This window comes from Stenotrophomonas sp. Ste86 (assembly GCF_024519465.1).
Lineage (GTDB): Bacteria > Pseudomonadota > Gammaproteobacteria > Xanthomonadales > Xanthomonadaceae > Stenotrophomonas.
The window spans coordinates 20,312-31,561 of sequence record NZ_JALJRW010000011.1 but is presented as its reverse complement, the minus strand read 5'-3'; the positions used below and the strand labels follow the sequence as shown (position 1 = coordinate 31,561).

11 protein-coding genes are annotated in these 11,250 nt (G+C 67.1%); 5 read left to right on the top strand and 6 right to left on the bottom strand.

Annotated elements, in window-relative coordinates; translation table 11 throughout:
* Positions 1-19 precede the first annotated feature (19 nt).
* The 3 genes from NR101_RS11470 to NR101_RS11460 all read right to left on the bottom strand — a co-directional run bounded on the left by NR101_RS11470 (position 20) and on the right by NR101_RS11460 (position 2,839).
* Positions 20-1,792, bottom strand: a complete 1,773-nt coding sequence (locus tag NR101_RS11470; RefSeq protein WP_256775211.1) for a peptidoglycan-binding protein — start codon at positions 1,790-1,792, stop codon at positions 20-22.
* Positions 1,793-1,832: 40 nt separating this feature from the next.
* On the bottom strand, positions 1,833-2,279 hold the full coding sequence (locus NR101_RS11465; protein WP_256775210.1) for a lysozyme inhibitor LprI family protein: 447 nt from the start codon (positions 2,277-2,279) through the stop codon (positions 1,833-1,835).
* Positions 2,280-2,413: 134 nt separating this feature from the next.
* A complete protein-coding gene (locus tag NR101_RS11460) occupies positions 2,414-2,839 on the bottom strand; it encodes an organic hydroperoxide resistance protein (protein WP_306175506.1) in 426 nt (141 codons plus the stop codon).
* A 112-nt stretch (positions 2,840-2,951) separates the two neighbouring features.
* Here NR101_RS11460 and NR101_RS11455 point away from each other — a divergent pair, with 112 nt between their 5' ends.
* On the top strand, positions 2,952-3,779 hold the full coding sequence (locus NR101_RS11455; RefSeq protein ID WP_256775209.1) for an AraC family transcriptional regulator: 828 nt from the start codon (positions 2,952-2,954) through the stop codon (positions 3,777-3,779).
* Between the two features lie 72 nt (positions 3,780-3,851).
* On the opposite strand, the gene NR101_RS11450 is transcribed toward NR101_RS11455, so the two are convergent.
* The 3 genes from NR101_RS11450 to NR101_RS11440 all read right to left on the bottom strand — a co-directional run bounded on the left by NR101_RS11450 (position 3,852) and on the right by NR101_RS11440 (position 5,878).
* A complete protein-coding gene (locus tag NR101_RS11450) occupies positions 3,852-4,307 on the bottom strand; it encodes a hypothetical protein (protein ID WP_256775208.1) in 456 nt (151 codons plus the stop codon).
* A gap of 158 nt (positions 4,308-4,465) precedes the next feature.
* A complete protein-coding gene (locus NR101_RS11445) occupies positions 4,466-5,425 on the bottom strand; it encodes a cation transporter (RefSeq protein ID WP_256775207.1) in 960 nt (319 codons plus the stop codon).
* Positions 5,426-5,503: 78 nt separating this feature from the next.
* Entirely contained in the window at positions 5,504-5,878 is a 375-nt protein-coding gene (locus NR101_RS11440; protein ID WP_256775206.1) for a hypothetical protein, read from the bottom strand.
* A gap of 320 nt (positions 5,879-6,198) precedes the next feature.
* On the opposite strand from NR101_RS11440, the gene NR101_RS11435 reads away from it, so the two are divergent.
* From NR101_RS11435 to dusA, 4 genes are all read left to right on the top strand, one after another.
* Complete coding sequence (locus NR101_RS11435; RefSeq protein WP_256775205.1) at positions 6,199-6,819, top strand: lysozyme inhibitor LprI family protein; 621 nt, start codon at positions 6,199-6,201, stop codon at positions 6,817-6,819.
* A gap of 182 nt (positions 6,820-7,001) precedes the next feature.
* Entirely contained in the window at positions 7,002-7,601 is a 600-nt protein-coding gene (locus tag NR101_RS11430; protein WP_256775204.1) for a lysozyme inhibitor LprI family protein, read from the top strand.
* 23 nt (positions 7,602-7,624) lie between these two features.
* The gene (locus NR101_RS11425; RefSeq protein WP_256777741.1) at positions 7,625-10,024 is read left to right on the top strand and encodes a peptidoglycan-binding protein; all 2,400 of its coding nucleotides are present in this window, start codon (positions 7,625-7,627) and stop codon (positions 10,022-10,024) included.
* Between the two features lie 101 nt (positions 10,025-10,125).
* Positions 10,126-11,130 carry a tRNA dihydrouridine(20/20a) synthase DusA gene (gene dusA, locus NR101_RS11420; protein ID WP_256775202.1) on the top strand — a complete coding sequence of 335 codons (1,005 nt, stop codon included), beginning with the start codon at positions 10,126-10,128 and terminating at the stop codon, positions 11,128-11,130.
* The last annotated feature ends 120 nt before the right edge of the window (positions 11,131-11,250 follow it).

Genomic DNA, 11,250 nt, shown 5'->3' with positions numbered 1-11,250 from the left:
CCATTTTTTTGCAGGCGGCTCAGGCCATCGCGGTGCGCGGACCGTGCTGCTGGGTCTGCTGGTCGATCTGGCGCTGCTCGCGCTGCTGGTCACCGGCGACCTGCGCACGCTCGCTGCTGTCCTGCAGGGACTGGTTCACCGCCTCGGCGGTCGGCACCGGCGCCCCGTTGCGGTTCAACGCCGATTCGTCGCGCATCGCATTGGCCTGGACCGTGCGCGCCATCGAACCGTCCTGGTTGAACTCCACCCGGTCGATGGTGTGCTGCCCGGCGCGTACCGCTTCCACGGTCAGCGCGCCGGCCAGGCGTTCGCTGTGCTGGCCGGAGGGAATGCCGCGTGCCGCTTCGGCTTCATGCACGCGCATCAGCGTTTCCATGTACAGCACGTGCTGCGGATTGCCCGGATCGGACAACGGGCGCACGCCAGTGCCTTCGGGCTGGGCGGGCGCCGCAGCAGGTGCTTGCGCGCCATCGCGCTGTGGCGCGGCCGGCGTGGCCATCGCCGCGCGGGTGGCCGCATCGACCACGCCGGTGGCCTCCAGACCATGCGCGGTCTGGTAGGACGTCACCGCTTCGCGGGTGCCCGCGCCCAGGTGACCATCGACGCCGAGCGGCCGTCCCTTGGCGTCGGTATGACCCTGCGCGGCCAGCTCGGTCTGCAGCTGGCGCGCTTCGCGGTCGATTGCCGCCAGCGTTGCCGGGCCGGCCTTGCCATCCACCGGCTCCAGCCCGTGCGCGCGCTGGAACGCTTCCACCGCCTGGCGCGTATCGGCATCGAAACGCTTGTCCGCGTTCATTGGCTTGCCCTCGGCATCGGTATAGCCAAGCACCGATAGATTGGCTTCCAGCTTGCCCACCTGCTTGCCCTGCGACCCTTCCTTGAGCACCTGCGACGCCGCAGCGGGCCTGGCCGGCTGGATGTGCTCCAGCGCGGTGCGGATGTCCGGATCGCGGCCCTCGCCACCGGGCGAATAGTCCGGGCTGCTCACCTTGGTGTGCGCCCGATCCATCGCGTCCTTGTTGGTCGCGTAGGCATCTTCGTAACCCACCGCGATGTCGGCGGCCTTGGGGCCGTCGTAGTAGCGGTAGCGGGAACGGATGTCGCTGGCTTCGTCGCGCAGCGCCTGGTAGTCGCCGCCGTCCTCGAGCACCTTCTGCAGTCGCGGCAGCTGGCTGGGGAGCTGGTTGGCGGTCTTGGCCAGCAGGCTGATCGCCTCGAAGCGGTGCGCCTCGGTAATCTGGCTGCCATGCGCATCCACGATGTCCATCGCGGTCTTGGTCGCGTTGCGCACCTGCGGATAATCGATGTGGCTGTGGATCCACTGCTTGCCTTCGTTCGACCCTGCCCACGCGTTGATGCTGTCGCGGGTGCCTTCGTCGAGGAAGCGGATCGAACTGCGACCCTGCAGGCCATTGCCATGGCTGAGCAGGTCCGCACGCAGGTCGGCGCGGTCCTCGGTGAAGGGCAGGTTGTGGCTCTTCGCATAGGCCTGCGCCTGGTCGATCACCGCATCCACGTAGGTCTGCTCGCCGGCCTGCAGCGGGCGGCTTTCGATCGCGCCCACCGGCCATCGGCCACGCTGGCCGAAGTCGACCTGGATCGCGCCCAGGCTGTAGCCGCTGTTCTGCGCCACGCTGCCGACCACGCCCCAGTCCGGCTCGCGCAGGCCCTGGGTGATGCCGGCAATGGCCAGGTGGTAGGAAGCCGGTCCGCCTTCGGTGCCACGCCCGACGGAGAAATACACCGCGCCGGAGGTGGCATCCAGATTGTGCGTGTCGATGTTGGTGGGCATGACATACATCCTTGTGTCGTAGGAGAGGAGGCGCCTGCGATCAGTCGAGCAGGTCGAGGTACCGCTGCAACTGGTCGGCGCGTGCGCTCAGGCGCAGCATGTCGGTCTGGCTGCCCTGGAGGTTGCCGGGCTGCGAATCGTCATACAGCACCGCTTCCAGGCGGCCATCGAGCTCGCGCGAGGTCAGCCAGGCGCGCTGCGCGGCGACCAGCTTGGCTTTGCGCGGCGCATCGAGGCGTGCCTGCAACTGCTTGTAGACCCGGTTCAGGCGCTGGTCCTGGCGGGTCTTCTCCTGGGAGATGCACGCAGCCTGTTCGATCGCACCGTGGGCGCGTTGTTCGCAGCTGGTGTAGGACGCGCTGACGCCCTTGGAGGCGGCGGGGGCCGCCGCGGTTGCAGCGGTCGCGGTGGCACTGGCCACCAGGCCTGCCAGCAGCAGGGCGCGCAGGGGAATACGGGTGTACTGGGCCAGCATGTAGTGCTCCACCTTTCCATCGTTGGTGGCCGAGTATACGAAGCCTGTCTGACGGCTGCCGTCACATGCCTGACGGTGAAAACCACTGCGGCGGACCGGGCATCGCCCGGCCCGCCGCAGGCCGATCAGAACCGCTTGTGCCGCGCTCAGAGCACGGTCAGGGTCACATCGATGTTGCCGCGGGTCGCGTTGGAGTACGGGCAGACGATGTGGGCCTTCTGCACCAGTTCTTCGACCTGCTCGCGCGGCAGGCCCGGCACGTTGATCTGCAGCTCGGCCTGGATGCCGAAGCCGGTCGGAATCTGCCCGATCCCCACCTTGCCGGTGATCGTGGTTTCGGCCGGCAGGGCGACCTTGGCCTGGCCAGCCACGTACTTCAGCGCGCCCAGGAAGCAGGCCGAATAGCCGGCGGCGAACAGCTGTTCCGGGTTGGTGCCCGGGCCGCCGGCGCCGCCCAGCTCGCGCGGGGTGGACAGCTGCACGTCCAGGACATTGTCGGAGGAGGTGGCGTGGCCTTCACGGCCGCCGGTGGCGGTGGCAGTGGCGGTGTACAGAATGGTTTCGATGGACATGGGAATCTCCTGCGGGATGGACGGGGGGTGAGCCAGTTGGCAGGGGTACTTTGACCCATCCTTGGGTACGGTGGGTTACATTTCGTCTACCAAACTTGATCAAGAGTCCAGCATGGTCGATCGCCTGCAATCCCTGCTCAGCCGCTTTGCGGTCAGCGCCGAGGTCTTCCACGCCGGCCCGTTGTGCGGCATCAACGACCTGGCCGCCGACGGCGAACGCGGCCAGCTGCACCTCATCCGCGACGGACAGGTGCGTGTGGAGCATGCCGACGGCAGCGTGCTGCAGATCGACCGGCCCAGCGTACTGCTGTACCCGCGCCCGCTCGCCCACCGCTTCGTCACCGACGCCCGGCGCGGCGCCGATTTCGCCTGCGCGCATCTGCAGTTCGAAGGCGGCGGCAACAATCCCGTCGCTGCCGCGCTGCCTACGGTGATCTGCCTGCCACTGGACGCGTTGTACGGTGGGCAGCCGGTACTGTCGCTGCTGTTCGAAGAAGCCTTCGCCCAGCGCTGTGGCCGCCAGGCGTTGCTCGACCGCCTGTTTGAAGTGGTGCTGATCCAGATCCTGCGCGCGCTGATGGAAAGCGGCCAACTGCGTGTTGGACTGCTCGCCGGCATGGCCCATCCGCGCCTGCGCCATGCACTGGTGGCCATGCACGAGGCCCCGGCCGATGACTGGACGCTGGAATCGCTCGCCCATCGCGCCGGCATGTCGCGCAGCGCCTTCGCCGACAGCTTCCGCGACACCATCGGCAGTACCCCGGGCCAGTATCTGCAGGGCTGGCGCACGCGGCTGGTGCAGCAGGCCTTGCGCAAGGGGCAGCCGCTCAAGCGCATCGCCGTGGACGTCGGCTACGGCAGCGAGGCGGCGTTGTCGCGCGCGTTCAAGGCGCAGACCGGGCATTCACCGCGGCAGTGGAAGCAGGCTCTGCAGGCTTGAAGACCTGTACGCCGCTTAGTACCGCAGCGGATAAACCGACGAGGTTCCGCCGGTCTATCGCATCGACGCCTGTTAACGCGGGTCCGTTGGGAAATCGTGGCCCATCCGGTACGTGTAGCCAGTTAGGTCCCAGCGACCGCCGTGGCCGCTTGATGGTTCCACCCATCGGTAGCTCCAGCTCTGGCGCGTGCCATCAGGCAGCGTGTTCTCCACGTTGTATTGCCCGCCGGGATAACCGGTTTCGGGAAGACCGCCGGGAGGCAAGGGGGTGTCCGATGCGCTACGTATCGCACCGATGAAGTGACTCATCCGTTCGACAGTGACAACACCATTCCGGCCTATCGGCGCACGATCCGGGGATCGGGCCGCGATCCAGTCCAGAATTCTGGCGCCCTCGACCTGTTCTGCCTGGTAGGTGTGACTGATCACCATGACGGTCGTTCCCGATGCAGACGCTGCCGATGACAGTGACGCGATCCCGGCAGTGGTGAGGCACATGGCAAGCAGTAAGGGCAGTTGTTTTCTCATTGGGCCTGCTCCTTTTTCGTCACATCGAAAATTCAATGTGTTTCGCCGCGCAAAACTGGCGGCATCAAGAAGCTACGACAGCGACGTCGTTTCGCCCAATTCCGAGTCTCGATCGTGCAGCCGGCTCACCTTTGCCGATCCTATCGGGTGGCTGCGCGTCAGATCGCCCACTCCCGATCGGTGGTGAACATGATCGTCAACCACCGGTCCGTCGATTCCTCACCCAGCGCCTCGCCGATCTCATCGCGCAACCGGTCCCACTCGATCAGCGCACGCGGCGGGTCATCGGCGCGCACGACGAAGAACAGCTCGATCTGCTCGCCACGCCCGACTTTGGCCACGTAGCTGCGGTACTCGAGGAAACCGTGCCGGGCCACGATGGCGCGCGCCACTGCATCCACGTGCGCCTGCAGGTCCAGCGGCGTGATCAGCAGGATGTCCTTCAGCGCCTGGCGCACCGTGCCCAGCGGGGCCACCATCACGAACAGGCAGACCACCAGCAGGATCGCCGGATCGATGTACGGCACCAGCCACGCCCACGGTGTTCCGCCCAGCAGCCAGCCACCGACGAAGGCGACCAGGTAGGCGGCGGACATGCTTGCGGCCACCACCCAGTTCTTCGCATCGAGTGCGATGAACTCCGAGCCGATGGTCCGGTTGGCGCGGCGCACGAACAGCGCCAATCCGGTTTCGGCGACGATCGAGATCACTGCGAAGAGGATCGCCGGCCCCAGCGCGATCTCGCGCCCGCCCGACATCAGCGCATCCACCGCATTGACCGCCGCATACAGCGCCGCCCCGATCATCAGCGTGCCGCTTACGCCCAGCACGATCGGCTCCAGGTGCCAGAAGCCCATGGTGAAGCGCTGGTTCAAGCGCGACTGCAAGGCATCCACGTTCGTGGAGAGGCTGATCAGGCGCACCACCAGCAGCGACAACCAGGTCATCACCACATCGATCAGCCCGTAGATGCCATCGAAGATGATCAGCGAGGAGTTGGCCAGCAGGCCGAACCCCACCGCCGCGGCGGCCATCGTCAGCGAGGCGGCGATGGACAGGCGCAGCACGCCCTGCTCGGTGGTGGGGTCGAAGGTGTGGGGGCGAAGCAGGGCAGTCATGGGTGTTCTGGGCGTGGGGCTGCGATGGCCCATTGTCCGCTGTTGCGATGGTCGGCGGTGAAGACCACTGCGACCAGGTCATTCGCCGGCCTCGGCGCGCGCCCCTGCGGCACAGGGCGCGCGGCATGGCGCCGTCTGCACCTCGCCCGTGCCATTGCCGCGCAGGATACTGCCGACCAGCGACTTCCAGAACGCCGACGGATCATCTTCATTGACCGTGCCCGGCACGAAGATCGGCGGCGGCAGCCCGGCCCGTCGCATGTCGCTCTCAACGCTGAGCCGCGCGCCCTGCAACCACTGCCCGAAGATCACCAGCTGCGGCGCGATCTGCTGCAACATACAGGCCTCGGCAAAGCGCGCCCCCAACTGGCGCTCGGCGAACGCGCCCACAAGATCGTAGCGTCGCCACTCCAGCAGGCCGATGCCGCATTCCAGGCGTCCGGCGAGCTCCACGCGGATGGGACCGCGCCGTCCAATGGATCGGGCAATGCCCTGTCGCCTGCGCTCATCCCCTCCCATCACCAACATCCTGAGCATGCAGGGTCCCTTTCATCCGTCGAGCCGATGATTAGGAGCCGCATGCGCCCACTCGATCCATCAGGCACGTCTGATTCGCGCGGGCCTGCCAGCGGCCGCGCGCCCAAGTCAGCCCGTTCGCCGTGGGTGATTTACAATCGCCCCGACGACGCGTCTGCGTCGCCGCTGGCAGGACGCCAGTCCGGCGTTTCGCTGATGTGGCAGGCCATGCGGCCATCAACAAGGAGAGGTTGGTAATGCAGGCAGAGCGCAATCGTAGGGACATTCCATTCATCGGCTCCGGGAAGGGACGTTGGATGACCTTGGCGTTGGGCTTTTCCCTCGCTGCCTGCCAGGCCCCTCACGCCGGCGAGGGCACGCCGACCGGCCCCGCTGCCTCCTCCAGCGCGGCCGCGCCGGTGCCCGCGGCAGTGCCGACATCCGCCGCCCAACAGGCGCAGGCCGCAGGGCAGCCATCCCATGGACTGTCCGCCGCCGACCTCGCCATGGAGGCAGAGGATATGGGCCCCGATGTCCCCGACGATTCCTACCGCCGCGCCAACCTGCGCCCGCACTACAGCGCGTGCGTGGATGCCAGCGATGCGGTGACGCCCGCGTTGCAGGCGTGTGGCGATGAGGAGCTTGCCTGGCAGGAGCACCGCATGGTCGAGGCATTTGGCAAGATCGCCGACGGTCCGGATGGTCGGTTCAAGGATGAGGTGATGGACGACCAGGCCGCCTACATGCTCGATACGAAACGTCACTGCAGCTGGAACCCGGTCGAAGACGGCCAAGGCCAGATGCTGGATGCACAGTCGTGCCGGATCAACCGTACCGCCAATCGCGCCGATCAACTGGAAGCGCTCACGTTGAGGTGATCCCTCGCAACGCAGACTCGGGATGCGCCGGTGAGGTCCTGGGCCGAAGCAGTGTCGCCGCGGGCAATCGGCAACCCGCTGGCCCCGGATCGCAGCGTCGCAACAGGAAGCTGCGCAGAATGGAAACACGACAGTAGACAGTCGTGCCGGCGCCGTCTGGCACTCAAAAGGAGAAGCACAAAATGCAGATGTTGCGCAAAGGTTCTGAGTGTCACCGCGCCATCGTCGGCCGGCGTCGCTGGACGGCCCTGGTCCTGAGCATCGGGCTGGTTGCGTGTCACGCATCCGATTCCGGTCAGGCCACGCCGGCCGGAGCGGTCGCATCGCCCGGCGCTGCCACGTCCGCACCTGCCGAGGTGCACCGGCCCGCCCCGCAGCAGGCCCCTGAGGTTGAAAGCACGGCCGCTGCTGCCATGGACGACGACGTGTCGCCGCGCCGCCCCGATGATTCCTACCGGAAGGCAAATCTCCGCCCGTCGTACGACACCTGCGTGGATGCCAGCGGAGGTGCTACGCCTGCGTTGCAGGCGTGTGGCGATGAAGAGTTCGCCTATCAGCGCAGCCGTCTGCGCGCCGCGTTCGCCAAGATCGTGGAAGGCCCGGATGGCAAGGAGAAGGATGCGCTGATGGACGCGCAGGCGGCCTACATGGACGACACCGATCGCTACTGCACCTGGAACCCCGAAGAAGAGGGGCAGGGTCAGATGCTGGATGCGCAATCGTGCCGGCTCAACCGCATGGCCAACCGCGCCGATGAGCTCACGTCCATCACGTCGAAGTAAACCCCAGCGAAGGAGTGCCGCAAATGGATGTCGTGACTGAGGCAAAGCAAAGGATGGAACACTGGCACCGCGGCCAGACCTCCGCGCATTTTGAAACCAGCGGCCGTGGTCCTGGTCATGTGTCCACCGGGACAGGCGATCATGGTGGCGTGTCGTACGGCAGCTACCAGTACGCCACCAACGTGGGCGGCGCGGCGGAGTATGTGGCGAGCTCCCGCTACGGCAACCGATTTGCGGGTCTGCAGCCGGGTACACCGGCTTTCACCGAGCGCTGGAAAGAGGTCGCCAAGGCCGACCCTGCGGGCTTTGCACAGGACCAGCACGACTTCATCCAGCACAAGTATTACGACGTTCAGATGAGCCGCCTGCAGAAGGCCGGCGTGGACCTCTCCGGGCGCGGTCCGGCGGTGCAGGACGCGCTGTGGAGTACATCGGTGCAGTATCGGGGACTCACTCTGCCGGTTTTCCAGAAGGGGCTTGCCGAAGCGCATGGAAAAGACTTCAACCTCGCCGCGCTGACCGATGAGCAGATCGTGCGTGCCGTGCAGGATTACAAGCACGCCAACGTGCAAAGGCATTTCGAGAGTTCCCCGAAACAATGGGACGCGTTGCGCGACCGCGCGCTCAATGAGAAGGCCGAGCTGGTCTCCCTGGCGCGCTACGACCATGTCAACCACGCGCCGCAGAATTACCAGGGCAAGAGCTACGAGCAGGCCTTCGGCGAGCCGGCGCATCGTCCGTCCGCAGCGCGTGGCGGTCGTGCAGCGATGGCCGATGGGATGCTGGTGCAGGGCGAGCGGGGCGCCGAGGTCCAGGCGTTGCAGCAGAAGCTGGTCCAGGCCGGCTACACCGGCAAGGACGGGCAGGCGTTGAACCCTGACGGCAATTTCGGCGCCAATACACAGCACGCAGTGCGTGAGTTCCAGAAAGCGCAGGGACTGCAGGAGGATGGAAAAGCCGGGCGTGCCACGCTTGCCGCACTGGCTGGCGCGGTGCGTGAGCCGGCGGCCACGCCGCCACGCAGTGAGGCCGTCCCGCCGCAGCGACAGGCCAGTCCTGACGCCGCGCACGGCGGCGCCCGGCCGGCCGCCGCGCCCGGTGGCGACCGCATCACCCTCGTGGAACCGTTCGGCAACGTCACCGCCAACCGGGTCATTGCCCACGGCACGTCGGGTGAGGCGGCATATCGCGAGATGAAGATCCACCACCCCAACGCCAACAGCGAAGCGGTGCGGACCGGCAACGCCAGCAAGGCCGACCGTCCGTCGCAGATCGTGGAAGGCGAACTGGAAACTGTTCGTACCCGGGGTGATAGAAATGGCATCCCGCTGGTCCACAAGGATCTGATCCTGACCGACCCGGACGGCGTCCGCCGCGTGATGATCCCCAACCCCGTCGCCGGCTACGTCCAGGTCAACGCGGACAAGTGGAACTCCATCAGCATCTGGAGCCATCCCCCGGGCGACCCGCAGCGCGAACTGGTGGGCCAGGTGCTGCATGGCGCGCGCGGTACCACGCCGTACAAGACCGGCGACTTCGTCGAATACGGTGCGCCGTTGATCCGCCAGTCCGACGCCGGCACGCCGGGGGCGGTGCATGCGCATATCGAGCTGGAGCCGGACCAGTTCCGCCGCTATCTGGGCGATGTGCTCAACGACCGCATCACCTTGGGCGGCACCGTTCACGCACAGGGGCCGCAGGCAGCACAGGCCGCGCACGCCGCGCGGACCACCCCGATGGCCGATGGCGTGCTGATCCAGGGCGAGCGCGGCGACGAGGTCAAGGCGTTGCAGGGGAAGCTGTCGTCGCTGGGGTATCAGGGCGCAGACGGCAAGCCGCTGGCGGCCGATGGTGTCTTCGGCAAGAACACCCTGGCGGCGGTCAAACAGTTCCAGTCTGCCAATGGCCTGGACGATGACGGCAAGGTCGGTCGCAGGACACTGGCGCAGCTGGACGCGCCGGCAGCGGTAAGGGCGGGCGCCCAGCCGGCCAAGGCAGACCCGATTGCACCGCCGCCGGCGCCGCCGAGCCTGCGCGATCCGTCCCATCCCGAGCATGCGCGCTTCGGGCAGGCGCTGGAAAAGCTGCAGGTGCTGGAGCAGCAGCGGGTCGGTGCAGGTCTGGCGCCGCTGTTCGCCAACCCGCAGGAAACCGAACGCGCCGCCGGCCAGCTCGCCTACGAAAGCAAGGTCACGGGCATGCGCCAGATCGACCACGTGGTTGCTCGGCCCGATGGCAGCGGCTTGTTCGCGGTGCAGGGCACGGTGGGCGATCCGGCCTCGGTGCGGACCTTCGTGGATCGCAACCAAGCCGTGTCGCAGCCGGTGGAAGCCAGCACGCGGCAGGTGGAGGATCTGGACAAGCAGTTCGGCCAGCAGGCACAGGAACAGGAGCAGGCGCAGAGCCGGGCACGCGGACAGTAGCGTCGCCGCGGGCCACCACGCCGCCGGCCGTGTTGTTCAGGCCGGCGGTGTAAACTATTGATCTCACTGGCAATGCCGGTCTTTCCCCGATACGCCGCCCGATGACGTCCGCCACCGCCCGTTACGCCGCCTCCCTGCGCCTGTCCGTCGCCCCGATGATGGACTGGACCGACCGCCATTGCCGGTACTTCCACCGGCTGCTGGCACCGGGCGCACGGCTGTACACCGAGATGGTCCACGCCAACGCGGTGATCCACGGCGATCGCGAGCGCCTGCTCGGGTTCGACGGCAGCGAGCATCCGCTGGCGCTGCAGCTGGGCGGCAGCGATCCGATCCTCCTCGCGCAGGCGGCGCGCATCGCCCAGGACTGGGGCTACGACGAGGTCAATCTCAACTGCGGTTGCCCCTCTGATCGGGTCCAGGCCGGGCGCTTCGGCGCCTGCCTGATGCGCGAGCCGGTGCTGGTGGCCCAGTGCGTGGCGGCTATGGTCGCTGCGGTCGACATCCCGGTCACGGTCAAGTGCCGATTGGGTGTTGATGAGGACAACGACTACGAAACCTTCGTCAACTTCGTCGATCAATCTGCCAACGCCGGTAGCGCGATGTTCATCGTGCACGCCCGCAACGCGTGGTTGAAGGGTCTGTCGCCGAAGGAGAACCGCGAGGTGCCGCCGCTGCGCTACGACTGGGCGCACCGGCTCAAGGCCGACCGCCCGGCGCTGCAGATCGTGCTCAACGGCGGTCTGGCCACGGTCGAGGCCGCGCAGGCCCAGCTGCCCGCGCTGGACGGGGTCATGCTGGGCCGTGCCGCCTACCACGACCCCTACGTGCTGCATCAGCTTGAGGCGGCCCAGACCGGTGCGGCGCTGCAGCCGCGCGAGGCACTGCTGCGCGCCATGCGTCCCTACATCGAGGAGCAGCTCGGCCGCGGCCTGGCCCTCAAGCACATCACCCGCCACCTGCTCGGCTTGTTCCACGGCCAGCCGGGCGGCCGGGCGTTCCGGCAGGTGCTCAGCGAAGGCGCGCATCGCGCTGGCGCCGATTGGGACCTGATCGAGCAGGCGCTGGCGATCACCCGCGCCCAGGCCGAACGCGTCGCTGCGTGAGCGGCGTCACCTTGTCTGCTTGACAAGGGGCCCACTTTAGCCGCCAATGTTCACTTAGATGAACGGAGTGGGGTCCCAATCGGAAAAGTTCAGACCGGATTCACTGCATAAACCCAAGAA